This window comes from Acidimicrobiales bacterium (genome assembly GCA_035533595.1).
Lineage (GTDB): Bacteria > Actinomycetota > Acidimicrobiia > Acidimicrobiales > Bog-793 > DATLTN01.
Genome location: DATLTN010000031.1, coordinates 49,593 through 73,429 on the forward strand (window position 1 = coordinate 49,593; position 23,837 = coordinate 73,429).

Annotated in this window: 26 protein-coding genes and 1 pseudogene; 8 read left to right on the plus strand and 19 right to left on the minus strand. The window is 72.5% G+C overall.

Translation table 11 applies throughout. The features are described 5' to 3' along the window. Window positions 1-35: 35 nt before the first annotated feature. From VNF07_06150 to VNF07_06205, 12 genes and pseudogenes are all read right to left on the minus strand, one after another. Window positions 36-1,403 (minus strand): IS110 family transposase, encoded by a 1,368-nt coding sequence (locus VNF07_06150; protein ID HVB05810.1) that lies wholly within the window; start codon window positions 1,401-1,403, stop codon window positions 36-38. A 77-nt stretch (window positions 1,404-1,480) separates the two neighbouring features. Further along, window positions 1,481-1,900 (minus strand): annotated as a pseudogene (locus VNF07_06155) (ISAzo13 family transposase). A 35-nt stretch (window positions 1,901-1,935) separates the two neighbouring features. Then, complete coding sequence (locus VNF07_06160) at window positions 1,936-2,817, minus strand: hypothetical protein (protein ID HVB05811.1); 882 nt, start codon at window positions 2,815-2,817, stop codon at window positions 1,936-1,938. A 401-nt stretch (window positions 2,818-3,218) separates the two neighbouring features. Next, window positions 3,219-3,509 (minus strand): helix-turn-helix transcriptional regulator, encoded by a 291-nt coding sequence (locus VNF07_06165; protein ID HVB05812.1) that lies wholly within the window; start codon window positions 3,507-3,509, stop codon window positions 3,219-3,221. A 13-nt stretch (window positions 3,510-3,522) separates the two neighbouring features. Then, window positions 3,523-4,587 carry a tyrosine-type recombinase/integrase gene (locus VNF07_06170; protein ID HVB05813.1) on the minus strand — a complete coding sequence of 355 codons (1,065 nt, stop codon included), beginning with the start codon at window positions 4,585-4,587 and terminating at the stop codon, window positions 3,523-3,525. Window positions 4,588-4,705: 118 nt separating this feature from the next. Then, on the minus strand, window positions 4,706-5,287 hold the full coding sequence (locus tag VNF07_06175; protein ID HVB05814.1) for a hypothetical protein: 582 nt from the start codon (window positions 5,285-5,287) through the stop codon (window positions 4,706-4,708). 41 nt (window positions 5,288-5,328) lie between these two features. Beyond that, window positions 5,329-6,606 (minus strand): isochorismate synthase, encoded by a 1,278-nt coding sequence (locus VNF07_06180; protein ID HVB05815.1) that lies wholly within the window; start codon window positions 6,604-6,606, stop codon window positions 5,329-5,331. Next, window positions 6,603-7,328: a ubiquinone/menaquinone biosynthesis methyltransferase gene (locus VNF07_06185; protein HVB05816.1), complete on the minus strand. Its 726-nt coding sequence runs from the start codon at window positions 7,326-7,328 to the stop codon at window positions 6,603-6,605. The genes VNF07_06180 and VNF07_06185 overlap by 4 nt, the downstream gene beginning before the upstream one ends. A 4-nt stretch (window positions 7,329-7,332) precedes the next feature. Continuing rightward, the gene (locus tag VNF07_06190; protein HVB05817.1) at window positions 7,333-7,701 is read right to left on the minus strand and encodes a hypothetical protein; all 369 of its coding nucleotides are present in this window, start codon (window positions 7,699-7,701) and stop codon (window positions 7,333-7,335) included. A 51-nt stretch (window positions 7,702-7,752) separates the two neighbouring features. Next, complete coding sequence (locus VNF07_06195) at window positions 7,753-8,586, minus strand: ABC transporter permease (GenBank protein ID HVB05818.1); 834 nt, start codon at window positions 8,584-8,586, stop codon at window positions 7,753-7,755. Then, window positions 8,583-9,401 (minus strand): ABC transporter permease, encoded by an 819-nt coding sequence (locus VNF07_06200; GenBank protein HVB05819.1) that lies wholly within the window; start codon window positions 9,399-9,401, stop codon window positions 8,583-8,585. The genes VNF07_06195 and VNF07_06200 overlap by 4 nt, the downstream gene beginning before the upstream one ends. After that, on the minus strand, window positions 9,398-10,327 hold the full coding sequence (locus tag VNF07_06205; protein HVB05820.1) for an ABC transporter ATP-binding protein: 930 nt from the start codon (window positions 10,325-10,327) through the stop codon (window positions 9,398-9,400). The genes VNF07_06200 and VNF07_06205 overlap by 4 nt, the downstream gene beginning before the upstream one ends. Before the next feature lie 115 nt (window positions 10,328-10,442). Between VNF07_06205 and VNF07_06210 the strand changes: the two genes are divergently transcribed. Next, the gene (locus tag VNF07_06210; GenBank protein HVB05821.1) at window positions 10,443-11,525 is read left to right on the plus strand and encodes a hypothetical protein; all 1,083 of its coding nucleotides are present in this window, start codon (window positions 10,443-10,445) and stop codon (window positions 11,523-11,525) included. 90 nt (window positions 11,526-11,615) lie between these two features. On the opposite strand, the gene VNF07_06215 is transcribed toward VNF07_06210, so the two are convergent. From VNF07_06215 to VNF07_06235, 5 genes are all read right to left on the minus strand, one after another. Beyond that, on the minus strand, window positions 11,616-12,965 hold the full coding sequence (locus tag VNF07_06215) for a heterodisulfide reductase-related iron-sulfur binding cluster (GenBank protein HVB05822.1): 1,350 nt from the start codon (window positions 12,963-12,965) through the stop codon (window positions 11,616-11,618). After that, complete coding sequence (locus VNF07_06220; protein ID HVB05823.1) at window positions 12,965-14,158, minus strand: FAD-binding oxidoreductase; 1,194 nt, start codon at window positions 14,156-14,158, stop codon at window positions 12,965-12,967. The genes VNF07_06215 and VNF07_06220 overlap by 1 nt, the downstream gene beginning before the upstream one ends. After that, window positions 14,158-15,618 carry an FAD-linked oxidase C-terminal domain-containing protein gene (locus VNF07_06225; GenBank protein ID HVB05824.1) on the minus strand — a complete coding sequence of 487 codons (1,461 nt, stop codon included), beginning with the start codon at window positions 15,616-15,618 and terminating at the stop codon, window positions 14,158-14,160. Before VNF07_06225 ends, VNF07_06220 begins: the two co-directional genes overlap by 1 nt. Before the next feature lie 78 nt (window positions 15,619-15,696). Then, window positions 15,697-15,849: a hypothetical protein gene (locus tag VNF07_06230; GenBank protein ID HVB05825.1), complete on the minus strand. Its 153-nt coding sequence runs from the start codon at window positions 15,847-15,849 to the stop codon at window positions 15,697-15,699. A 436-nt stretch (window positions 15,850-16,285) separates the two neighbouring features. Continuing rightward, a complete protein-coding gene (locus VNF07_06235; protein ID HVB05826.1) occupies window positions 16,286-16,849 on the minus strand; it encodes a dihydrofolate reductase family protein in 564 nt (187 codons plus the stop codon). Window positions 16,850-16,903: 54 nt separating this feature from the next. Between VNF07_06235 and VNF07_06240 the strand changes: the two genes are divergently transcribed. The 6 genes from VNF07_06240 to VNF07_06265 all read left to right on the plus strand — a co-directional run bounded on the left by VNF07_06240 (window position 16,904) and on the right by VNF07_06265 (window position 21,300). Then, window positions 16,904-17,218 (plus strand): hypothetical protein, encoded by a 315-nt coding sequence (locus VNF07_06240; GenBank protein HVB05827.1) that lies wholly within the window; start codon window positions 16,904-16,906, stop codon window positions 17,216-17,218. Then, window positions 17,215-18,129 carry an ABC transporter ATP-binding protein gene (locus VNF07_06245; protein HVB05828.1) on the plus strand — a complete coding sequence of 305 codons (915 nt, stop codon included), beginning with the start codon at window positions 17,215-17,217 and terminating at the stop codon, window positions 18,127-18,129. Before VNF07_06240 ends, VNF07_06245 begins: the two co-directional genes overlap by 4 nt. Further along, on the plus strand, window positions 18,126-19,184 hold the full coding sequence (locus tag VNF07_06250) for a hypothetical protein (protein HVB05829.1): 1,059 nt from the start codon (window positions 18,126-18,128) through the stop codon (window positions 19,182-19,184). The genes VNF07_06245 and VNF07_06250 overlap by 4 nt, the downstream gene beginning before the upstream one ends. Window positions 19,185-19,233: 49 nt before the next feature. After that, window positions 19,234-19,845: a hypothetical protein gene (locus VNF07_06255; protein HVB05830.1), complete on the plus strand. Its 612-nt coding sequence runs from the start codon at window positions 19,234-19,236 to the stop codon at window positions 19,843-19,845. Between the two features lie 103 nt (window positions 19,846-19,948). Next, complete coding sequence (locus tag VNF07_06260; protein ID HVB05831.1) at window positions 19,949-20,743, plus strand: response regulator transcription factor; 795 nt, start codon at window positions 19,949-19,951, stop codon at window positions 20,741-20,743. Further along, on the plus strand, window positions 20,740-21,300 hold the full coding sequence (locus VNF07_06265; GenBank protein HVB05832.1) for a class I SAM-dependent methyltransferase: 561 nt from the start codon (window positions 20,740-20,742) through the stop codon (window positions 21,298-21,300). The genes VNF07_06260 and VNF07_06265 overlap by 4 nt, the downstream gene beginning before the upstream one ends. Before the next feature lie 40 nt (window positions 21,301-21,340). Here the strand turns inward: VNF07_06265 and VNF07_06270 are convergent, their stop codons facing one another. After that, entirely contained in the window at window positions 21,341-21,958 is a 618-nt protein-coding gene (locus VNF07_06270) for a helix-turn-helix domain-containing protein (protein ID HVB05833.1), read from the minus strand. Further along, window positions 21,955-23,511: an MFS transporter gene (locus tag VNF07_06275; protein HVB05834.1), complete on the minus strand. Its 1,557-nt coding sequence runs from the start codon at window positions 23,509-23,511 to the stop codon at window positions 21,955-21,957. Before VNF07_06275 ends, VNF07_06270 begins: the two co-directional genes overlap by 4 nt. A gap of 172 nt (window positions 23,512-23,683) precedes the next feature. Here VNF07_06275 and VNF07_06280 point away from each other — a divergent pair, with 172 nt between their 5' ends. Further along, window positions 23,684-23,836, plus strand: a complete 153-nt coding sequence (locus VNF07_06280) for a hypothetical protein (GenBank protein ID HVB05835.1) — start codon at window positions 23,684-23,686, stop codon at window positions 23,834-23,836. Window position 23,837 lies beyond the last annotated feature (1 nt).

The following is a 23,837-nucleotide window of genomic DNA, read 5'->3' on the forward strand; positions in this document are numbered from 1 at the left end:
GGGGCGGAGCCCCGCTCGGGACGACGTCCCGATCTTTAGCTGGCGGGAGTGAAGGTGACCCGGTGGCCGAGCGCCTCCAGCTGACGGACGAGGCGAGCGGCCTCACGATCGGGATCGTGGCGACGCTCGAAGTAGTCGCTGCCGAGGTCTTCGAAGCGAACGCCGGTGGTGAGGAGATGCCAGACAAGGCAGAGCAAGCTGTGCGCGACGGCGACCGCGGCCTTGTTCGGTCCGCGCCGCCGAGCGATCTGGCGGTATTGCGCGCCGAAGTAGCTGCCCTTCACCCGCACGGCCGCCCGCGCCGCTTCAATGAGTGCCCGACTAAGCCAAGGATTGCCCGCGGTCGTCGCCACGCGGCGCCGCTTGCCGGCGGACTCGTGGTTGCCCGGAGAGAGCCCCGCCCAGGAAGAAAGGTGCTCGGGGGTGGGGAAGCGGCTCATGTCCGCTCCGGTCTCGGCGATCACGACGTCGATCGTTCGTCGGTCGAAGCCTGGAACGGGCGTCAAGAGCTCCATCACGGGCTGGTAGGCGGCGGTGCGCTGGTCGATCTGCTCGCTCAGGGTCGCGATCGTCTGGTCGAGGAAGTCGACGTGATCGAGGATCTGGCGCGCGGCGATGGCATGGTGCGGGCCGAAATGACCATCGAGCGCCTCTTCGAGCTCGGCGATCCTCGGCCGCAGCTTGCCCTTTGCGAGCTGCGCAAGGGTGGCCGAGTCGCGCTCTCCTTCGATCAGCGCCTCGATCATCGCCCGGCCTGACTGGGTGAGCACCTTTGAAGCAACGGAGGTGAGCTTCACACCAGCGTCCTGGAGCACCTTTTCGAGCCTCGCGATCTCCGCGCCTCGGATGTCGATCTCGCGCTTGCGATACCGAGTGAGCTCGCGAAGTTCGCGGATTGGCCGCGACGGGACGAAGCTCGGACGCACCATGCCGTGTGCGGCGACGTCCGCGAGCCACTCCGAGTCGGAGAGGTCCGTTTTGCGGCCAGGGACGTTCTTCACGTGGTGGGCGTTGCACAACCAGCACTCGAAACGCTCCTCGAGGGCGTAGTAGACCGCCTTCCAATAGACGCCGGTTGCCTCCATCGCGACGAGCGCGACGGCTCGCTCGGCGAGGAAGCGCTCGAGGTCAACGAGGCCCAAACGTGTCGTCTTGAAGCGAGCCTTGTCCGTCACCGTGCCGCCACGCGGGCCAGGCTGGCGAACACAGGCGACGACCGTGTCCCGATGGACATCGAGTCCAGCAACCCGGTCGTGGATCTGTTCCATGGTCTCTCCTTTCGGCAGGTAATGACCTGCCGGGGAGGGACCGGCAACCAGGAGAATCTGGGGTTCGTGCTCGCGGCGACAATCCCAGGTCCCTCGGGCCCCGCGCCAAACTTGTTTCGGGCTCTTGCGCTCCACTATCGAGACGGCGACCGCGCCCGGCAGATCGCCCCCAGCATTTCATTGCTCCGTGGTGACCGCCCAGGTCATGCGCACTTGTTCCACTTCGAGGTCCCCGGCGGGTAGTGACAGACCGTGATCTGTAGCCCGGTCTCAGCGGCGAGCTTCGCGAGCTCGACCTTCCAGGCGCGGACCCGATAGCCGTTCGATCCCCCGGCGTCGGCGGTGATCAACAGGCGTGTCGCGTCGGGGAAGCGTTCTTTCCCGAGGGTGCTCCACCACCGTCGGATCGATTCGACCGCGAACTCCGAGGTGTCGGCGACATCGCCGACGTTCACCCACCCCTCGTTGTTGGCGACGTCGTAGATCCCATAGGGGATGGCCTTGGCGAACTCACCGAGGGCCCGGTCCGCGAAATCGTGGTCGTTCACCTCTTCGGGCTCACCGACGGGTTGCCATTCCTCCCCGCCGTTCGCGTAGTTGCCGATCAGCTCCTTCTTCTTCAAAGCGCACACGTTCGGGCCAACGTGTGCACAACGCTTCCGAAAGCTCACAGGTTGGCGAGCTCCGCAAGGCGCGCCGAGTCGACACCGTCGGCGAGGTAGTGCAGTGGTGCGCGGTAGGTGAAGCCGAAGCTCGACGCGACGAGGCGCGGGTCGGTGCTGCGCGTGAGCGCGGCGAGGCGGGTCGAGCGGAGCACCCGGAGCGAGACTCCGGCCGGCCTGAGGACGCTGCGGAGGTAGGTCGCTGAGACGGGGATGGCGTTCGTCGTCGTGAGCCGGGTGACGATGACGTGGTGGTTCTCGGTGCACAACGTCTCGTGGTGCGCGAGGCAGGCGGCGAGCGCAGCCGTGGTGCGCGGATCGAGCGGCACCGGGCGCGGGCGGCGTCCGAGACGCAATGTGGATCTGGCGAGATCGCAGTCCTCGAGGACGAGGTTGCAAAGCTCGGCCGAGGAACAGCCGTGCAGCAGCCCGGCGAGGCCGACGAAGGACTCGTAGGGGTGGACGTCGGCGCTGCCGGTCCAGCGCTCGTAGAGGGCGCGCTGGCGCTCGAGGGGAAGGAGCTCGCTCGCCACGCCGCTTTGGCCTTTCGGTCCCTCGAGGCGCGCCGTCGGGTCGACGAGCACGAGCCGTTCGGCTCGGGCGAAGGAGAAGAAGCGATGGAGATGCGTGAGGTAGCGGCGGGAGACCGCCGGTGAGAAGGCGACGAGGAAGGCCTCGACGTCTCCTTCGGCGACGACTTCGAAGCCACAGCTGTCCCCAGTTCGCCTGGCGATCGCGATCGCCAGACCCACGATCGCATCGAGGCGCTCCTCGGTGAGGTGGTGACGAGGGACGGTCGCCTTGAGGCGCTCGGCGCGCTTGCGGGCAATGAGCTCGGCTTCGACGAAGCGCTCGACGGCTGGGAGGAAGCCCGCCGGCGTCGCCACGAGTCGTCGCCTTCGCCGGAGCTCGGCTCGACGATCGCCTTCGTCCTCGACATCGATCGGTGCGGGCCCGACCGTGGAGAAGAAGTCGCCGAGGCTGCGAGCGAGCGTCCCGCCGCGAGCCGTCGGTGACCGAGAAGCTCGAAGCAGCGATGCGGGATCGTTGCCCTCGCTTTCGAGCAGTCGGCCGAGGTCAGCGACGAGCCGAGTCGCACGCGAGACAGAGAAGCGCTCGGTCACGTAGGCGACGTAGGCGTCGAGGAACCCGGGGGGATCGACGAGGCGTCGGTGGAGGCCCTCGGCGCAAACGAAAGGGCGGTCGGGCTGGCGGCGCAAACACCGCGCGCACAACCCGTGTCCGGCGTGGGGCCTGAGCTCGCCGCACGACGAACAGGAGATGATCCTCACGCCGGCGGCAGCGAGCGCCCACGCCGGGCGATCGGCGTGGGAGTCGACGACGCCTTCGAGCGGTTTTCTGTCGCTCGCGAGACCGGCGTCGTGTCGATCTCGATCAGGTCGTTCGGTGAGCACTCGAGCGCGGTGCAGAGCGCGGCGAGCGTGGTGAGCTTCACCTGCGAGGGCGTCTTCGAGAACAGCGCCGAGACCGACGCCGAGGAGAGACGGAGCCCCGCACGCTCGGCGAGGAGGCGCTGGAGCGCGACACCGGTCCAGACCTCGCGTTGCGCGGCGGCCATCCGGAGTCGCCACCTAGCCTCCATCGCCCTCCCCCTCGAGCTCGCTCATCGTCGCCGACATCGCTCGCCGATAGGCATCCTCGATGAAGGTTGCCGAGGGCGAGACGTACTTCATGGTGGTCCCGATCTGCCAGTGGCCAAGAAGCTGCTGAATGGCGACGAGATCGACGCCGCGCTCGTAGTTGTGGGTCGCGCACGCCCGCCGCAGCGAGTGCGGGGTGAAGCGCTCCTCGGGCGGCCCGCCCTCGATCGCCAAGAGCGAGGCGAGGCGGTTGCGGATCGTGCCCCGGCTGATCGGCCCGCCCCCTTCGTCGCAAAAGAGCGCTGTCCCGTCGCGAAAGCGCGGGCGAACGTCGGCCAAGTACCACGTCATCACGAGGTCGAGGTGGTCGAGCATCGGCACGAAACGCGGCCGCGGACCGGATCCCCGCGCACCTTTGCCGTTGCGGACGTGGAGCTTGCCGAACGGCCCTCGCTCGAAGTGGACATCGGAGTGCATCAGGCTCGCGGTCTCCTCGGCACGGAGCCCCGCGTGGTAGATGGTGCGATAGAGGGCGTAGTCCCGGCCGGCGACGGCGTACTTGCGCACCGAGCCGACCCGCTCACGAAGGAAGGTGAAGAAGCGTTCGAGGCGATCCACGTCGGGCGGGACGAGCGCGCCTGGTGAGAGGTCTGTCGTGTGCGCCGCGGAGTTGAACCGGTCGATCGGGTCGAGGACCGGAGCGGCCCCGAAGAGTGCCTCGATCTCGGTCGCCTTGCGGAGGAGGAGGAACTCGTGGAAGCCCTTGAAGGCCTGGACGTAGCCGCGGCGCGTCGACGGCGCCATGCCGAGCCCGGCGAGCCCGCCGACCACCCGGTCGACATCGTCCCGCGTGACCTCCCAGGCCGGTCGGCCGCATGCGGAGAGGAAGCGACGCAGCACGCCGCTCGTGTTCGTGATCGAGTCCTTGCTGAACGAGCGCGCCACCCAGGTGGCGACGTAGGCGTCGAGACAGCTCGCCTGGTACTCGAAGGGATCGATCGCACTGTCAGCTCGTGCTGCTGATCCCTCGATGACCCGAAGACGGGCTTGACTCACTGCACACCTCCACAGCGCCGCGAATTTCACGGCCGCGAGGCAGTTTCTCAGGTATCGCCTCGAAGATCGCGGATCTCCAGATCCACTGATTTGTCCTGCAAGCAGCAGCTATTCGCGCTCAGGAACCTGTGCCAAAACCGGATGTGTCGACGCTGATCACCGGTTGGTTCGCCTCGATGAACGCGCTGGCCTGGTCGTTCAGGTAACGGAACTGGGCATCACGGTCGGGGTGCTGGGTCCCCTCGTTGACCTTGGCGTTGGCCTGGAGCGAGTAACCGAGGCGGTGCAACAGGCGAAGCACCGTGCGCGAGGAGACGTCGAAGCCTTGGGCGACGAGCTCTGCGGCCAGTTTCGTCGAGGACTTCTGGGTCCAGCGCAGCTTCGACATCGGGTTGCCCCGGGTCTCCGGGCCGACGAGCTCGTCGAGGGCCTCGAGCAGGCCGGGCTGCTTGTCGATCAGGAGCTTGTCGCCACCGCCGGGAGCACGGAGGCGCGAGGAGGGATCAATGCCCGAAACGACTTCGGACTCGGCCTTGATCACGGTGTTGCGGCTCATCCCCGAGGCCTCGGCCACCGCGGACTTGCCACCACGGCCGAGCATCTCGGCGGCAGCACCCGCGACGACCCGACGTTGCAGCTCGTCCATGTGGGGAAGGACGACGGCGAAGAATCGCGCGAGCCCCTCCCTCGTGACCTCCACCCCGCCAGGATACTACGCGCGTACTAACTTGGCGTGGAACCTTAGGGGCGCACCGCGGCGGCGAGCAGCGCCTGCAGCTTCAGCTGGGTCTCGGCAAGCTCGTCGTCGGGCACCGAGCCGGCGACGATCCCCACCCCGGCGAGCAGGCGCGCGTCGCGCCCGTCGATCATCGCCGAGCGGATCGCGAGCCAGAACTCGCCGTCGCCGTCGCCGTCGAGGTAGCCGACGGGGCCGGCGTAGCGGTCGCGGCGGAGGTGCTCCTCCTCGCGCAGGTACTGCAGGGCGGCCTCGCGGGGCGTGCCGCAGACCGCGGGGGTGGGGTGCACCGCGGCGGTGAGCTCGAGGCAGCCCGCCCGGTCGGCGGCGAGGCGCCCCTCGATCGTCGTCGCCAGGTGCACGACGTTGCGCAGCTCCATCAGGTGGGGGGTCTCCGGGACGCTCAGCGCCGCGCTGAAGGGGGCGAGCGCGTCGCGGATCGCGTCGACGACGTAGCGGTGCTCGGCGCGCTCCTTGTCCGAGGCGAGGAGCGACTCCGCGAGACGGCGGTCCTCGTCGGGGTCACCGCTGCGGCCGACGGTGCCGGCGAGCGGCTGGGAGGTGACCGCCTCGCCCCGTCGCCGCACGAGCAGCTCGGGGCTCGCGCCGACGACGCCGTCCACCGAGAAGGTGCAGCAGGAGGGGTGCAGGCGGCGCAGGCGGCCGACGAGGTGCTCGGGGCGGAAGGGGCGGTCGGCGTGCACCGTCACCTCGCGGGCCAGGACGACCTTGTCGAAGCGCCCGCTCTCGATCTCCTGGAGCGCGGCGGCGACGCGCCGGCGGAACGAGGCGTGGCTCCCCGCGGGCGCGAGGTGGAAGCGCTCGGGGGGCGCGGTGGGGTGGCCGTTGCCGGCGGTGAGCGCCCCGAGCAGGGCGCCGCGATCGACCCGCTCGCCTGCCGGCAGCACGACGAGAGCGCGGCTCGCGCCGTCCTCCTCGCGGACGACGAGGCGTGGCACGGTGAGGCGCGCCGGCGCGGCGGGGTCGAAGGGGAGGGCGCCGAGGGCGACGGCGCGAGTGCGCCCCTCGGCGGGCAGCGCGGCCAGCAGCGCGGCGGCGGCGCGCGCCGCCCCCTTCTCGCCGAGGCCGGCGGGGAGCTCGATCGCCGCCGCCTCGCCGAGGCCGCGCAGCGCGAAGCCGTCGCGGGCGAGCACGCGCCCGGCGCGCGTCGCGGCCTGTACCACGGCAGCGAGCTCGCCGGCGTGCAGCTCCATGTCCTCGACGTGCAGCTGGCCGGGGTCGAGCTCGGCGCCGTCGGAGGCGAGGAGGCGGACGCCGCTCATGGGTCCCCCCGGCGCGTCGCTGTCACCACCTGGGTGAGGCCGCCCGAGAGGCGGAGGCGCGTCACCGCGGTGAAGCCCGCCGCCTCGAGGGCCGTCGCGAGCGCGGACGGGTCGGGGAGGTAGGCGACCGAGCGCGGGAGGTAGGCGTAGGCGCGGGCGTCGGAGAGGAGGGCGCCGAGGCGTGGCACGACGCGCTCGAACCAGAGGCGGTGGCCGAGGCGCAGCAGCGGGTTCGCGGGGCGGTCGACCTCGAGGATGGCGAGCCTTCCCCCCGGCCGCAGCACGCGCGCGAGCTCGGCGAAGGTCGCGCCGAGGTCGGCGAAGTTGCGCAGCGCGAAGCCCGAGACGACCCCGTCGAGGGCCCCCCCGGCGAGCGGCAGCGCGGCCGCGTCGCCCTGCAGCGAGCCGGCGGCACGGGCGCCGCCGGCGGCGAGCATCTCGTAGGAGAGGTCGGCGCCGAGCGCCCGCAGCCCGCGCGCCCGCAGCGTCGCGAGCAGCGGCCCCGTCCCCGAGGCGAGGTCGAGGACCGCCTGGCCGGGGGCGAGGCCGAGCGCGCGCACGGTGCGCACCCGCCAGCGGCGGTCGAGGCCGAAGGTCATCAGCGTGTTCAGCAGGTCGTAGCGGGGGGCGATGCGGTCGAACATCTCCTGCACGTAGGCGCGCTTCTCGGCGCCCTCGGGGAGGTGCTCGTCTTGGGTCGCCGCGTCGGGGGTGGTGGGCACCCCGCTAGGAGAACCAGACCTTCACGTGCGAGCGGCTCATCGGGTGCACGAGGAGGGCGACGAGGGCGACGTCGAAGATGAGGGTGAGGTTGAGGGCGAGGCCGCCGCCGGTGAAGAGGCTCCGGAAGAGGATCACGAAGGGGAAGAGCGCCGCGGCGACCGCGACGTAGTAGCCCCAGCGCTTGGCGTTCGCGACGCCGAAGCCGCCCGCCACGTCGGCGAGGAGGGTGATCAGCGCGGCCGGCCCGAAGTGCAGGAAGAGGCCGCCGACGACGAGCAGGAAGGCGTTCCAGTACAAGAGAGCGACCGCGATCTGCAGGGTCTGCGGCTGGTGCGTCGGGAACCAGTGCCGGGAGACGATGCGCGAGGCCACCGCGACAGTCTGACAGCTGACCGCACCGTTGATGCGCGGCGGCGCGCCGCCCTACGGCGTGAGCAGCCGGCCGAGGCGGCGCGCCGCGATCGCGAGCCCCGCCAGCGAGAGCGCCACCAGCAGCGCGGCGTGCCACAGCAGGCCGGGGTCGACGATGCCGTTCGTCAGTCCCCGGCAGAGGACCACCCCCTGGTAGAGGGGGGTCAACCCGATGACCAGCGCGACCGGGTGGGGGTAGACCGAGAGCGGGTAGAAGGTCCCCGAGAACAAGAAGAAGGGCAGCACCGCGAGCGACACCGCCGAGAGGTCCTGCCAGGTGCGCATGTAGCTCGAGGCGGCGATCCCGAGCGAGGCGAAGCAGAGCGCGACGAGCATCGTCGCCGGCAGGTCGAGCACAGCCCAGGGCGAGGTGACGAGGCCGAAGGCGGCCATCACCACGAGGAAGCCCACCGAGTAGATCGAGCCGCGCACGACCGCCCACCCGACCTCACCGAAGGTGATGTCGGCGACGCCGAGCGGCGTGGCGATGACCGACTGGAAGGTCTTCGCGATCTTCAGCTTGAAGAAGAAGTTGTAGGTCGTGTCGAGGATCGAGCCGTTCATCGCCGAGGTGGCGAGCAGCCCCGGGGCGACGAAGCGGGCGTAGGAGACCGGGTGGCCGCCGAGCTCGACGCTCCCGACGAGGTGCGAGAGGCCGACGTTGATCGACAGCAGGTAGAAGAGCGGCTCGAAGAAGCCCGAGACGATGTAGATCCACTTCGTCTTGTAGACGCGCACGCTGCGCTCGACGAGCGTGAGGGCGCGCCGCGGCCGCGCGAGCAAGAGCGGCGTGAGGCGCGCCCCTGCCGGCAGCGCACGCGCGGGGGCGCCCACGGTCGCCCTCACCGCACGAGGCGGCGCTCGAAGGTGCGCCGCGCCACCAGCGCGCCGAAGAGGGCGAGGGCGAGGAGGTAGCCGGCGTGGCCAACGCTCGCCGAGGTCGCGAGGTGCCCGAGGGTCGCCGCCCTCGCCAGCGCGACCCCGTGGTAGAGCGGCGTCGCCATCGCGAGCAGCTGCAATGGGCGCGGCAGCTGGGTGATCGGGAAGAACGAGCCCGAGAACAGGAAGAGCGGGATCACGATCAGGCGGTGGATCGTGGGGAAGCCGGCGTCGGTCTCCTGGGTCGCGGTGAACGCGATGCACGGCGTCGCGAAGGCGAGGCCGACGAGCACGCCGACGGGGAGGGCGACCAGCGCCTCGGGGGAGGTGAGCGCCCCGAAGGCCCACATCATGACGACGAAGACGGCGCTCGTCATCAGCTGGCGGAGGGCGACGAAGGCGAGCTGGCCGGTGAGGATGTCCTTGGCCCTGAGCGGCGTCTGCGCCATCGCGAGGTAGGTGCGCTCCCACTTGAAGCGGCCGAGGATCGGCCAGGTCCCCTCCTGGGTCGAGATCTGCATCGCCGAGGATGCGAGGATCCCCGGGGCGATGAAGGCGAGGTAGGAGACGCCCCCGAGCGCGGCGGCGTGGCTGGCCGCGAGGTGGCGGTTGACGAGGCCGCCGAGGCCGATGCCCATCGCCGAGAGGTAGAGCACGGGGTAGATGAAGTTCATCTCCACCGAGCTCCGCCAGGTCCTCCGGTACTGGACGAGCAGCCCGAACAGGGCGCGGCTCCACAGCGGCGTGGCGCGGTCGCGGCGGGGGAGGCTGAGCGCGCTCAATCGACGAGGGTGCGCCCGGTGAGGGCGAGGAAGACGTCCTCGAGCGAGGCGCGTCGCACGAGCGGGTGCAGGTCGCGGGGATCGATCTTCGAGAGGGCGGCGACGAGCGCGTCGCCGTCGGCGACGTAGCAGCAGAGGCGGTCGGCGAGCTGCTCGGTGCGCTCGGCGAGCGGCGCGAGCTCCTCGATGAGCGAGCGGTAGTCGCCGTCCTCGACGCGGATCTCGACCACCTCGCGGCTGACGTGCGCGCGGATCAGCTCGCGCGGGCTCCCCGAGGCGACGATGCGGCCGTGGTCCATGACGACGAGGCGGTCGCAGAGCTGCTCCGCCTCGTCCATGTAGTGGGTGGTGACGATCTGGGTGACGCCCTCACGCTTCAGGCGGTGGAGGCGCTCCCAGACGAGGTGACGGGCCTGTGGGTCGAGGCCCGTCGAGGGCTCGTCCATGATCACGAGCTCCGGGCGGGAAATGAGCGCGCGGGCGATCGTCAGCCGCCGCCGCATGCCCCCCGAGAGCTGGTCGACGCGGTCGTCCCCGCGCCCCTCGAGCTGCGCGAAGGAGAGCAGCTCGGCGGCGCGGGCGCGCGCCTCGCGGCGGGGGATGTCGAAGTAGCGGGCGTAGACGCGCAGGTTGTCGAACACCGTGAGCTGGTCGTCGAGGGCGTCGTCCTGGGGGACGACGCCGAGGTGGGCGCGGATCTCGGGACCGTCGGTCGCGGGGTCGAGGCCGCGCACACGCAGCTCTCCGCTCGTCGGCGGCGACATGCAGCCGATCATCCTCATCGTCGAGCTCTTGCCGGCGCCGTTCGGGCCGAGGAAGCCGAAGACCTCGCCCGGCCAGATGTCGAAATCGATGGCGTCGACCGCGACGAAGTCGCCGAAGCGCTTGCTGAGCGCGCGGGCGCTGACGACGGGGGAGCGCGCCATGCCGAGACGGTACTGCCGGGCTGCGCGACCATTGACCTCGTCAGCAGGGTGCGGGAGAATAGAAACCGTCCGTACACTGATCGTTCTGGACCGCTGGACCGCAAGGAGAGAGCCAATGGCAGAGATCGTTCTCGGGATCGGCACCTCGCACACCCCCCTGCTCGCCCTTCCGGGCAGCCTCTGGGAGGAGTACGCGACGGTCGACCGCCGCAACCCCGAGCTCGTCTTCCCACCCGACGGGTGGTCGATGAGCTTCGACGAGGCCGTGGCGAACTACGTCCCCAAGGAGATCCAGGACAAGCCCCGCAGCGTCGACGTCTTCAACGAGCAGGCCGACCGCTGCCAGCGGGCCATCGCGGTCCTCGCGAAGACCGTCGAAGAGGTGAACCCGGACATCACGATCATCGTCTCGGACGACCAGGACGAGTGGTTCTACGAGTCGAACATGCCGATGTTCTCGATCTTCTGGGGTGACAGCGTGCCGATCCGCCCCCGCAAGGGCGGGGGCCCCTGGCCGAACGCGGAGATCTCGCGGCGCATCGCCGAGGGCTACGGCGACGTCGCGATGGACGTGCCGGTCGCCTCGGACCTCGGCCGCTACCTCATCGAGTACCTGCGCGACCACGACTTCGACATCAGCCACTTCAACTACGTCGAGGACACCTACAAGGGCAGGGTCGCCCGTCGCTACCCGACCAAGGACGGCGAGATCGACTCGGTCCGCGAGACCGCCGAGAAGGACCAGGGGCTGCCGCACGGCTACTCCTACGTGGTGAAGCGCGTCTTCAACAACCAGCCGCGGACGATCCTCCCGGTGGTGCAGAACACCTGCTACCCGCCGAACCAGGTGACCCCGCGTCGCTGCTACCAGATCGGCAAGGCGATCGGCGCGGCGGTGGCGGCCTGGCCGAGCGACCTGCGGGTGGCGGTTGTCGCCTCGGGCGGCCTCAGCCACTTCGTCACCGACGAGGAGCTCGACCGCTCGCTGATCGCGGCGCTCGAGCAGAAGGACGGCTCGGCGCTGCAGGGCCTGCCGCGGCACCGCCTCTACTCGGCCACCTCGGAGTCGATGAACTGGGTGACCGCGGGTGGCGCCCTCGAGGCGACCTCCCTCAACTTCGAGCTCGTCGACTACGTCCCCGTCTACCGCACCGAGGCGGGGACGGGCGGCGGGTGGTGCTTCGGCCGCTGGCTGTAGGTCTGTCGGAGGGGAGTGGGCGACAGCCCCGGGCTCCGGCCCGGGGCTGTGGCGTGCCGGCGGGCGATGCGCGGTCGCGAGAGCGTCTCCTCAGCGCCGGGTCGCGGTGAGCGTTTCGGCTCCGCTGCCGCGGATCGAGGCGTCGAGGACCTCGATCGTGTGTGCGCTCGCCATCTCGCTCCCCGCCCTACGCAGCGCCGCCGCGATCTGCATCGTGCAGCCCGGGTTGGCGGCGACGAGCAGCTCGGCCTCGGCGCGGGCGACGTTGGCTGCCTTGCGGTCCCCGAGCGCGCTCGCCGCCGCGGGCTGCAGCAGGTTGTAGACGCCGGCCGAGCCGCAGCAGAGCTCCGGCTCGGCGAGCTCGACCCGCCGCAGGCCGGGGATCGCGTCGAGCAGCAGACGCGGCTCGGCGACGATCTGCTGGGCGTGCGCGAGGTGACAGGCGTCGTGGTAGGCGACGGTGATCGGGAGCGGGTGGCGGGGGGCCACGGGCTCGATCCCGGCGAGGAACTCCGCGACGTCGCGCACCTTGCTCGACAGCGCCGCGGCTCGCGCCGCCCAGGGCGGTTCGTCGGCGAGCAGCTCGGCGTACTCCTTCATCGCCGAGCCGCAGCCTGCGGCGTTGACGACGATCGCGTCGAGCTCTGCTGCCTCGAAGGCGGCGATCAGCGCGCGGGCGAAGCGCTGCGCCTCGGCCTTGCGGCCGCTGTGCGAGGAGAGGGCGCCGCAGCAGCCGGCGGCGGCGGGCGCGACGACGTCGAAGCCCTCGGCGGCGAGCACCCGCACGGTGGCCGCGTTCACCGCGGGGAAGAAGGCGCCCTGCACGCAGCCGACGAGGAGCCCGACGCGGCCGCGGCGCGGCCCGCTCGCGGGGGTGAAGGCCGCGACCGGGGCCTCCCTCCGCACCACGGGCGCGACCTCGAGCATCGCCGGGAGGGGGGCGGGGAGGCGGCGGCCGACGGCGCTGATGCGCAGCGCCTCCAAGAGACGCGTCCGCCAACCCGGCGCGAGCAGCACGGCGAGCGGGGCGAGGCGGCGGCGGTAGGGGAAGAGGGAGAAGATCAGCCGCCGCTGGAGGCGCTCGCGTCGGCTCGGCCGCCCCGGCTCGATGACGGCCCGCGCCTCTTCGATCAGGCGGTCGTAGCGGACCCCGGAGGGGCACGCCGTGAGGCAGGCCATGCAGCCGAGGCAGGCGTCGAGGTGCTGGTAGAGGGCGGGGGAGGGGGGGGCACCCTCGATCCCTTCGCGCATCAGGTAGATGCGCCCCCGCGGCGAGTCGGCCTCGTCGCCCCACAGCACGTAGGTCGGACAGGTCGGCAGGCAGAAGCCGCAGTGGACGCAGTCCCCGACGAGGGCGGGGTCCGGGCCGTGCTCGGCGAAGACGCCGCCCGCCACCGGGTGCGGGCCGATGCCGTGCGGCCGCTCGGCACGCCCGGCCATCAGGCGGCCACGAAGCGGCCAGGGGCGAGGCGATCGCCTGGGTCGAACGAGGCCTTCACCGCCCGCTGCAGCGCGGGCGCGGGGAGCGGGCCGTAAAGGTCGAGACCGGCGCGTCGCCCGGCGGGCGCGCGCAGCACGATCGCCCCGCCCCCCGCCGCGGTCGCCGCCTCGCGCGCGGCGCGCAGCACGGGCGCGAGGTCGACCTCCGGCCCGGCACCGAGGAACAGGACGCCGACGCCCGCCGCGCCGCGGAGCACGAGCCCCTCGCCCGGCCCTCCGAGGCCAGCGAGGCTGCTGTCGAGGTGGTCGAGGAGCGGGCCGAGCGTGCCGGGGGCGAAGGTGAGCTTCAGCGTCGAGTCGCCCGGGAGCGAGCCGAAGCCCTCGGGAGGCACGGCGCCGGCGGCGAAGCGGGCGCCGGTCAGCGCCTCGAGCTGGTCGGCACGGGCGGCCACGCTCGCCTCGGAGCCCTCGAGGAGGACCGTGACGGCGTAGGGGCCGCGGCCGTCCCGCCCGAGCTCGACCGCCGCGGGGGCGGCCGTCGAGGTCGCCACCCGCCGCACCGTCGCCGCGGCGGACTCGGCCTCGGACCAGCTCGCGCTGAGGTAGCGGCGCGCCGCCGGGAGGGGGTGGAGGCGGAACCACGCCTCGGTGATCGCTCCGAGGGTGCCGAAGGAGCCGGTGAAGAGCTTCCCGAGGTCGTAGCCGGCGACGTTCTTCACGACGCGGCCGCCGCTCCTCGCGACCCTGCCGTCGGCGCGCACCACGGTGATCCCGAGGAGCAGGTCGCGCACCGAGCCGAAGGCGTGGCGGAGCGGGCCGGAGAGGCCGGTGGCGATCAGCCCGCCGATGCTCGTGCCGGGGACGACCTCGTCGATCGCCAGGCGCTGGCCAGCGCGGGCGAGCTCGGCGTTCAGCTCGGCGAGGCGGACCGAGGCCGAGGTGCGCACGACGAGGTCGCCGGCTGCGTGCTCGATGACCCGCTCCATCGCGGAGAGGTCGACGACGGCGTCGAGTTGGCGCGGCGGCCGCCCCCAGTCGAGCTTGCTGCGACCGGTGACGAAGACGACGGCCTCGCCCGCCGCCGCCCCCTCGGTGAGCAGGGCGGCGAGCGCCTCGGTGCTCTCGGGGCGCACGGTGCGCCGCGCGGGGACGCCGTCGACGCTGTCGTTCGCGGCCGGAGCCTCCTCGTCCATCAGAAGACCTCGACGGCGCCCGGCACCGTGAGCGGGTGCGCGCCGCGCCGCCCCGGCACCTCACCGCACAGGCGCGGGGTGGGGAAGATCTTCCCCGGGTTGGAGAGGCCCGCGGGGTCGAAGGCGCAGCGCAGCAGCTGCATCGTGTCGAGGTCGTCCTCGCCGAACATCCGCCCCATGAACTGCACCTTGTCGGCGCCGACGCCGTGCTCGCCGGTGATCGAGCCGCCGTGCGCGATGCAGAGGTCGACGATCGCCGAGGAGACCGCCTCGGCGCGCTCGGCGTCGCCCTCCACCGACTCGTCGAACAGGACGAGCGGGTGGAGGTTGCCGTCGCCGGCGTGGAACACGTTCGCCACCCGGATGCCCGCCGCGAGGGCGAGGGCGTCGATCGCCCGCAGCACCTCGGGGAGCTTGGTGCGGGGGATCACGCCGTCCTGGACGATGAAGTCCGGCGACAGCTGGCCGACCGCGGCGAAGGCGGACTTGCGCCCCTTCCACAACAGCGCCCGCTCGGCCTCCGAGGTCGCCGTGCGCAGCTCGGAGGCCCCGTTCGCGAGGCACAGCGCCTCGACGGTGGCGAGTCCCTCGGCGACGTCGATGCCCGGGCCGTCGAGCTCGACGAGCAGGACCGCGCCGCAGCCCTCGGGGTAGCCAGGGTGGACCGCCGTCTCGGCGGCGAGGATGGCGAGGGCGTCCATCATCTCGATCGCCGCGGGGAGGACCCCCGAGGCGATGATCGCCGAGACCGCGGCGCCCGCCTCGTCGGTGGTCGCGAAGCCGGCGAGCAGGGTGACGACCGCCTCGGGGCGGGGGAGGAGGCGCAGCGTCGCCTGCGTGAGGATGCCGATCGTCCCCTCGGAGCCGACGAAGGCGCCGAGCAGGTCGTAGCCGGGGGCGTCGGGGGCCTTCCCGTTGCCGAGGGTGACCTGCTCGCCCGAGGGGGTGACGAGCTCGATCCCGGTGACGTGGTGCGTGGTGAAGCCGTGCTTCAAGCAGTGCGCGCCGCCCGAGTTCTCGGCGACGTTGCCGCCGATCGAGCAGATCTGCTGGCTCGAGGGGTCGGGCGCGTAGAACAGTCCGTAGGGGGCGGCGGCGCGGCTGACGTCGAGGTTGATGAAGCCAGGCTCGACGACGGCGCGCTGGCCCTCGGCGTCGAGCTCGACGAGGCCGCGCATCTTCGCGAGCACGATCAGCACCCCCTCGGTCGAGGGGAGGGCGCCCGCCGAGAGGCCGGTCCCCGAGCCGCGCGCGACGAAGGGGACCGCCGCCTGCGCGCAGGCGGTGACGATCGTCGCCACCGCGTCGGCCGAGGTGGCGAAGGCCACGAGGCCGGGGACGGCGCGGTAGTGCGAGAGGCCGTCGCACTCGTAGGTGCGCAGTTCGGCGGGATCGTCGAGGACCGCCCCGTCGCCGAGGGCGGCCCGAAGGCGGGCCGCGAGCTCCCCGAGGGTGCTCACGCCGCCGACGTCGGTCTCAGGCGCTTTCCGTTGTCCGGCATGGCCCGAGAGCTTAGGAGCGCCCGCCGTGCCCGGCGCTCAGCCCCGCAGCCCGGCCCGTTGCCGTTCCGGGGCGATGACGAGGATCACCCGCTTGCTGCGGACCGCCCGCTCGTGGGACTTGCCCGTGTAGCGCTCCGAGAGGCCGTCGAGGTGGCGCCGCGCCTCGTCGCCGCCGCGGATCTCGGTCACCTGCCCGCGGGGCCTCGACGTAGCGGTGCAGCCGCGCGGCGTCGATGATCGCCACGGCGGCGCGCGGGTCGCGCTCCACGTTGCGGCACTTCTGGTGCGCCCGCTCGGTGTTCACGTAGAGATGCCGTTCGTCGGCGTCGATCCAGACGAGCTGGGACTGCGGGCGGCCGTCGGGGAAGAGCGTGGTGAGCACGGCGTAGTTCTGGCCGGTGGCGAGGTCGCGGATCTCCTCGTCGAGCACCGCGGCGCGCTACCGACGGCCCGGCGTGCCTGCGCCGACGACGCGGGGCGCTCGCGCTGCGCCGCTCGGCGAGGACCGCGCCGCCGAAGAGGTGCGGGCGGCTGACGTCGGCACGACACGCATTCGCCACCTCGACGCGGCGGCACCTCGGTGCCGGCCGGCCCATCAGAGCCGGTAGCCGCGTTGCCGAGAGGCTCAGGGGCGCAACGCGTAGTGGAGATGGACGACACCGCTCTCAAAGCGGTGCTCGTCGAGGAGTGCGAGCTCGACGCGCACGTCCTCGGGCAGCGCTCGCTTCCCGCCACCGAGGACGATCGGACAGAGGAACAGGTGGCACTCGTCCACTACGCCGGCCGCGATGGCGGTGCCTGCGAGCTCGGCGCCTCCGATGCTCAAGTCGTGAGGCGACGTCTCCTTGAGCCTCCTCAGCACGTGAGGCTCGAACTCGCGCTCGATGCGGGTGCGCGCGCTCGACGGCGCGTGCAGCGTCCGGGAGTAGACGACCTTCTCGGCGGCCCGCCAGATCTCCGCGAACTCCCTGTTCACCAGCGGTTCATCGCCGCCCGTCCCGATCGTTTCCCAGGCGCGCATCGTCTCGTACATCCGCCGCCCGTAGAGGTGGGTGCCGATCGGGCGCTCGAGGGCGTTGATGAAGGAGAAGAGCTCCTCGTCCGGGACGCCCCAGTCAAAGGAGCCCTCGGCGTCCTCGACGTACTCGTCGAGCGAGGTGATCGCCGAGTACGTGCACCAGGCGAGCACGCGCTGCGGCTCGGCTACCTCGCGCCCGGCGATCAGCTGCCGACGGTCCGGGACGTGGTCGCCTCGCTGGCGATCAACCCGAACACCGTGCTGAAGGCCTACCGGGAGCTGGAGAACAAGGGCCTCGCGGTCGGACGCCCCGGCCAGGGGACGTTCATCGTCGCGACGCTCGGCCAGGTGGCGTTGCCCGAGCTCACCGAGCTCCGACGCTCGCTCGCCTCCTGGGTGGCGACCGCTGACGCGGCGGGCCTCGACGAGGACGGGATCGCAGCGCTCGTCGCGAACGTGATGCGGGATTTTCGTGAGCGCCGCGGGGGTACCGCCGCGCGGCGCGGCGCTGCGCGGCACGAGGCGGAGGGCGTGGCGTGAACGTCATTGAGACGCACGCCCTCGGCAAGTCCTATGGCGCGACGAGAGCGCTGCAGGACTGCACGCTCGCGATCCCCGACGGGCACGTCGCCGCGCTCGTCGGCCCGAACGGCGCCGGCAAGTCGACCCTGCTGAACCTCGCGGTCGGGCTGGCCAGCCCGACCACCGGTGAGGTGACCGTCCTCGGCGGCCGCCCCGCCGGCTCGCCGTCCGCACTCGACGGGATCGCCTTCGTCGCCCAGGACACGCCGCTCTACCAGAACCTCTCGGCGGCCGACCTGTTGCACGTGACCCGCAACCTCAACCGCCGCTTCGACGAGCGCTACGCCGAGGAGCGCCTCGGCGAGCTCGGCATCCCGCTGCGACAGAAGGCGGGGAAGCTGTCCGGGGGCCAGCTGGCCCAGCTCGCGCTGACGCTCGCGCTCGCGCGCCGGCCAAGACTGCTCGTGCTCGACGAGCCGATGGCGATGCTCGACCCGCTCGCCCGCCACGACTTCATGGCGACGGTGATGACCGCGGTCGCCGACGACGGGGTCTCGGTCGTGCTCTCCTCGCACGTGCTCGCGGAGCTCGAGCGGGTCGCCGACTACCTCGTGCTCGTCTCGCACGGGAGCGTCCAGGTGGCAGGGGAGGTCGACGATCTCCTCGCCAGCCACCGCGTGCTCATCGGCCCCTCCTCGGAGGCCGGGCGGCGTGCCGAGGACTGGAACGTCGGGCACGCCAGCCAGGCGACTGCACAGGCCCACCTCCTTGTCCGGACGCCTGCGGACGATCCGGTCCCGCCGGGATGGGAGGCGCATCCGGTCGGCCTCGAAGAGCTCGCCCTCGCCTATCTGCGCGTGCCCTCCGCCACGGCCCTGCCGGGCCCCTCACGTACCCGCGCCGCCGAGCAGGCGGAGGCGGCGAAATGACCACGCTGAGCATGCTCGCCGCGCCGGCGAGCGACGAGGAGCAAGCGAGCGTCGCGCCACTGCCCTGGCGGCAGATGGTGTGGGTCACCTGGCGGCAGCACCGCTTGGCGTTGAGCGGCGTGGCCACGCTGCTGGGTGTGCTCGCGCTGGGCTTCTCGCTCGCCGGCGTGCACCTGCACCACGTCTATTCCGCGGCGATCGCCTGTCGACCGGCGAGCTCGTTCGCCTGCGGTGAACGGGTCAGCAGCTTCAACAACACCTTCAGCTTCCTCGCGAACGGCGTCATCCCGCAGGCGGTGCCAGTGCTGATCGGGGCCTTCCTCGGGGCGCCGGTGATCGCCCGCGAGTTCGAGACCGGCACCTACCGCTTCGCCTGGACGCAGGGCTTCGGGCGGCGGCGGTGGACGCTCGCCAAGTTGGTCCTGCTCGCCGCCACGGTGACCGCCGCCACCGCAGCGATCAGCGTGCTCGTCTCCTGGTACTACGGGCCGTACTTCGCGACGGGCAACCAGTCCCTCTCCCTCTCGGAGATGTCCCCGTTCAACCCGGGCCTGTTCGACCTGCGCGGGGTCTCCTTGGCCGCCTGGACGCTCACCGCCTTCGCGGTCGGCGCCCTGGCCGGCACGCTCGTCCGCCGGGTCGTGCCCGCGATCGCCGCCAGCCTGGCCCTCTACGCCGGGCTCGCCTTCGGCACCGGCACGTTCCTGCGCGAGCACTACCTGACGCCGCTCGTCACGAGCCGCCTGGACCTGCCCGGCTCCGCGTGGGTCATCAACCAGCAGTGGCTCACCAGGGCGGGCCGCCCGATCAGCGAGACGGCGCTCGGCCAGATCCTCCAGCAGGGGGCACCGGCGCAGTTCGCCGGAAAGGGCGGCGTCCCGAAATCCCTCGACGCGTGGCAGTACCTCGTGCGGCACGGCTACACGCAGTTGACCACCTACCAGCCGGCGAGCCGCTTCTGGCCATTCCAGTGGATCGAGGGCGGCTGGCTGCTTGCGCTGTCGGTGCTGCTGATCGCGACGACCGCGTGGCTGGTGCGCCGGCGGGCGGCCTGATGGGCGGCGGCCGCGGAGTCGATCTCTCTGCTCAGTTGAAAGGCACTGAATGACCAGGATCCACCACCGCCGGTCCCGCACCCTCGCCGTGACTGTCGCGATCGCCGCCCTCTCGCTGCTCGCCGCCGGCTGTGGCGGGGGTGGCGCTCCCGGCGTCGCGAACGTCCCCTCCACGACGGCCCCGGGCGCGGCGGGGTCGGCCACCGCCCATCCCAGCGCGATGCTGCTCGCCGGGCGGTGCCTCCGCCGGAACGGCCTCCCCAACCTCCCGGACCCGACCATCGCCACCGAAGGCCCCGCGAAGGGCCAGCCGGTCCTCGACAAGGCGGCCCTCCACGCCTTCCCGGACTCGGTGGTGAGCCACGCCACGCTCGTCTGCCACGCCGTCCTTGCGCAGGCCGGGATCGGCAACGGTGAGGACGTGAGGACCCCCCAGCAGATCCAGGACGGGCTCGCCTTCGCCCGCTGCGTGCGCAGCCACGGCATCTCGAACTTCCCCGACCCGAACGGTCAGGGCCAGTTCAACCTCGCCGGCACCGGGATCAACGAGCACGCGCTCACGCCGGCCCAGCTCGCCGCGGCGCGGGCCTGCCTCTCGGCCGGCCACGGCGCCGTGCACATCCCCACGCAGGGCGGTGCCACGGCGAGCAACGGCGGATGACCGCGGCGCGAGGCGGCCTCGGACGGCCGGGGAGCGGGCGGCGGCCCGCCGATCAGACGGCGCCCGGGCGCGCGCCCGTCCTCATCCGGCGGGGGATGCTCTGATGCGCGTGCTCGTCGTCGAGGACTCGGTCGCGCTCGCGGACGTCGTCGCCGAGGGGCTGCGCGCGCACGGCATCGCGGTCGACGTCGCCTACGACGGCGTCGGCGCGGCCTGCAAGCTCGCGCTCACGAACTACCACGTCGTCGTGCTCGACCGCACCCTCCCGGGCCTCGACGGTGACGAGCTCTGCCAGCAGATCGCGAGGAACGAGAGCCGCGCGATGGTGCTCATGCTGAGCGGCGCGGTGACGCCGGACGACCGCGTCGCGGGGCTCGAGCTCGGCGCCGACGACTACCTCGGGAAGCCCTTCCACTTCCGCGAGCTGCTCCTGCGGGTGCGGGCGCTCGCGCGCCGCCAGCCCGAGGCGCGCGGCCACGTGCTGCGCTGGAACGACGTCGAGCTCGACCCGCTGCGCCACCGCGCCGTCCGCGCCGGCCGCCCGCTCGAGCTCTCGGCGAAGGAGTTCGCGGTGCTCGAGGCGCTGCTGCGCAGCAGCGCGGTGCTGAGCGCCGAGGAGCTCCTCGCGCAGGCCTGGGACGAGCACGCCGACCCCTTCACCAACACCGTCGCCGTGACGATCGGAAGGCTCCGCCAAAAGCTCGGCGCGCCACCGGTGATCGAGACCGTGCCGCGGGTCGGCTACCGGCTGTGCGGGGCGACGCACCCCGCCACGGCCCCCCCAGCGGCCACCCCTCCCCGCAGCTCGCTCCTCCCCGGGAGGCTGGGTGCGGCCCCCGCCCCCGTGGTGCCTGCCCGCGCCGGGGCGGGAGCGAATCCTGCTGGACTCGCGCGGTGACCTCGTTCGACGGCCCCGCCTACCAGCAGCGGATCGACGCGCTCGCCGCTCAGGGCTCCGACGTCCACGGCGAAGCCGCCCTCGTGCGCTCGCTCTCTCCGCGCACGGTGCTCGACGCAGGCTGCGGCACCGGTCGCGTCGCGATCGAGCTCGCACGCCACGGGATCGGGGTCGTCGGCGTCGACATCGACGCCTCGATGCTCGGCGAGGCCCGCCGGAGGGCGCCCGCGCTCGAGTGGCTGCAGGGCGACCTCTGCACGCTCGCGCTCGGCCGCACCTTCGACGTCGTCGTGCTCGCGGGCAACGTCCCGCTGTTCTGCGAGGTGAGCGCCCGCCCGCAGCTCGTCACCGCCTGTGCCGCGCACGTGGCGAGCGGCGGCGCCCTCGTCGCCGGCTTGCAGCTCGACCGCGGCTACGACCTCGAGGAGTTCGACGGGGCGTGCCGCGCGAGCGGCCTCTTCCTCGCGGCGCGGTGGGCCACCTGGTCCGGCGAGCCCTTCGCCGTCGGCGGCGACTATGCCGTCTCGCTCTTCGGGCGCCCGGGGGCTCGCGTCTGACGGGCCCCGCGCCCCCGCCGAGGGCGCGGGGCCCGTCTTGTCAGCTGGCGGGCAGCTCGCCCGTCATGTGGGCGATGAGCTCGGCGATGAGCGGGGCCACCTCCTCGGCGCTCGCCGCGCCGAGCAGCGAGAGCGCCTGTGAGGTGCGGCTGACGACGATGCCGGCGAGGGCCGCGGTCACGAGCTCGGCGCGCAGCGCGGGCTCGGTCAGTCCGGCGCGGCGGGCGCGCTGCTCCGCCGGCTCGGTCACCCGCTGGCGGAGCACCTCGGTCGCGGCCTCCTGCAGCTCGGGGTCCTCGTGCGGGCGGAGCGCGGCGTAGAGGGTGGGCGTGAGCCCGTTGCGACGGACCCGCTCGAGGATCTCGGCCACCGCCCCGGCGTCGGTGAGGTCCGAGGGGGGGCGGTCCCCCGCGGTGCTGCCGAGGCGCAGGGACTCGAGGTAGAGCGCGGCCTTGCTCCCGAAGTAGCGGGCGATCAGCGTCGGGTCGAGTCCCGCCCGGCGGCCGATCTCGCGCACGGTCGTCTGCTCGTAGCCGTGCTCGGAGAAGAGCTCCGCCGCGGCGGCGACGAGGCGGTCGCGACTCTCGGCGCGGCTCCTCCCTCCGGGCTCGCGCGCGGGCGCGAGTGCAGCGGCCCCCGCGTGCTGGTCGGGGCTCACGGCCGTCCCCCCGAGCCGCGGGGCTCCCCGGCACGGGTCGCGTCGGCGAACTCCTCCGGCTCGTAGGCGATGAGCCCGGAGAGGGCGCCGTCCAGGCTCTCCTCGATCGACAGCTCCTGGTCGGGGTCGAGCGCGCTGGTGCGGCGCCGCTCCCGGCCCGGGAGGAGGGCGCTCACGAAGGCCGTGAGGAGGCACAGCCCGAGGGCGACCAGCGCCGCGTCGGTGTAGCCGACGTCGGCGGGGAAGACCGCGCCGCGGGCGGTGTGGGCGGTGAGGATCGTCGCCGCCAGCGCGCTCCCGATCGAGTAGCCGACTGTGCGCAGCACCTGGTTGAGGGCGAGCGCCGAGGCGGTCTCGCCGGCTGGGGTGGCGCTCACGATCATCCTCGGCATCACCGCGAACGAGCTCCCGATCCCCGCCCCGGCGATCGCCATCACCACGAAGGTCTCCCACAGCCGGCTGCGGGCGGCGGCGAAGACGACGAGGCCGACGCTGAAGAAGAGCACCCCGAGCGGCAGGAGCCTCGTCGGCGCGAGGCGACGTCCCGCGATCGTCGCCAGCTTGCTCGCGAGGAAGCTCGCCGCCGAGAGCGGCACGAGCGCGAGGCCGCCGACCACGACCGAGGCGCCGAGGCCGTAGCTCAGCGAGGTCGGCGTCTGCACGAAGCGGATGATCATCGAGAGGAGCATGTACATCCCGACGCCGGCCATCACCCCCGTGACGTTGGCGGTGAGCACGGTGCGGTTGCGCATCAGCTTCAGGTCGACGAGGGGGAGGTGCGTGCGCAGCTCGTGGGCGACCCAGGCGAGGACGACCGCGAGGGAGGCCGCGGCGACGCCGAGCAGCCGAGCCGAGCCCCATCCCCACTCCCCGCCCTCGCTGATGGCGACGAGCAGCCCGGCGAGGCCCGTCCCGAGCAGCAGCGCGCCGGCGAGGTCGAAGGGCTGGGGGTCGCGGTGCATGCTCTTCGGGACGACGAGGCCCGCGAGGCCCATCGCGACGAGGCCGAGCACGGCCGCGAGCCAGAAGCCGGCGCGGAAGTCGAAGTGCTCGGCGATCAGGCCGGTGAGCGGGTAGCCGAGGCCGACGCCCACGACGGCGGTGACCGACAGGGTGGCGAGCGTGGCGCGGGCGCGCTCGGGCTCGAGGTGGTCGCGGGCGACGCTCATCACGAGCGGGAGGAGCGAGAGACCGACCCCCTGCATCGCCCGGCCGACGAGCAGGAGCGGGAAGAGGTGCAGCGGCAGCGCGGCGAGCGCGCTCCCCACCGTGAGCACCCCGAGCGCGCCGACGAGCGTGTGCAGGCGACGGGGGCCGTCGCCGAGGCGGCCGACGACGGGGGTCGTGACGGCCCCCGTCATCAAGGTGATCGTGAGCGACCACTGCGCGGCACCGAAGGTGACGCCGTAGTCGCGGGCGATCGTCGGCACGAGGGGGGAGCCGAGACTGCTCACCACTGCGACGAGCAGCCCGACGTAGACGAGCGTCGGTACGAGCGCCCTGCCGCGGCGGGTGTCGGCCGCGACGACGAGAGGAGCGCGCTGGGTGGTCACGGCGGTCGAAGTCTACGGCTGATGTCATCAACTGTAGACATCGCGCCCCCATTCAGGGCCGCCCGCTCACCGGGTCCGGCACCGCGCGAGCCCGCGGTGAGGAGCTGTCCTTTTCGGCAGATCCCGTTCGTCGTCTGCTTGTCAGCAGCCACCACCGAGAGGAAGGGCGGAGATGAACAGGGGACACGGACGGATCATCGAGCGCGTGAAGGCGGCGCGGGCACGGGCGATCGTCAGGTACGTGCACGGAAAGCAGGTCGACGAGCGCTTGAAGGCGGCGCGCGAACAGGCGATCATCAGCTACGGCTACGGGAGGCGAGGCTGAG

Coding starts and splice junctions, on each gene's coding strand:
- VNF07_06220 (HVB05823.1), bottom strand. CDS start 14,158: ATGGACGAGGAGGCTCCGGCCGCGAACGACAGCGTCGACGGCGTCCCC.
- VNF07_06180 (HVB05815.1), bottom strand. CDS start 6,606: ATGAGCGGCGTCCGCCTCCTCGCCTCCGACGGCGCCGAGCTCGACCCC.
- VNF07_06255 (HVB05830.1), top strand. CDS start 19,234: ATGACCAGGATCCACCACCGCCGGTCCCGCACCCTCGCCGTGACTGTC.
- VNF07_06215 (HVB05822.1), bottom strand. CDS start 12,965: ATGGCCGGGCGTGCCGAGCGGCCGCACGGCATCGGCCCGCACCCGGTG.
- VNF07_06210 (HVB05821.1), top strand. CDS start 10,443: ATGGCAGAGATCGTTCTCGGGATCGGCACCTCGCACACCCCCCTGCTC.
- VNF07_06280 (HVB05835.1), top strand. CDS start 23,684: ATGAACAGGGGACACGGACGGATCATCGAGCGCGTGAAGGCGGCGCGG.
- VNF07_06205 (HVB05820.1), bottom strand. CDS start 10,327: ATGGCGCGCTCCCCCGTCGTCAGCGCCCGCGCGCTCAGCAAGCGCTTC.
- VNF07_06250 (HVB05829.1), top strand. CDS start 18,126: ATGACCACGCTGAGCATGCTCGCCGCGCCGGCGAGCGACGAGGAGCAA.
- VNF07_06165 (HVB05812.1), bottom strand. CDS start 3,509: ATGGCCGCCGCGCAACGCGAGGTCTGGACCGGTGTCGCGCTCCAGCGC.
- VNF07_06260 (HVB05831.1), top strand. CDS start 19,949: ATGCGCGTGCTCGTCGTCGAGGACTCGGTCGCGCTCGCGGACGTCGTC.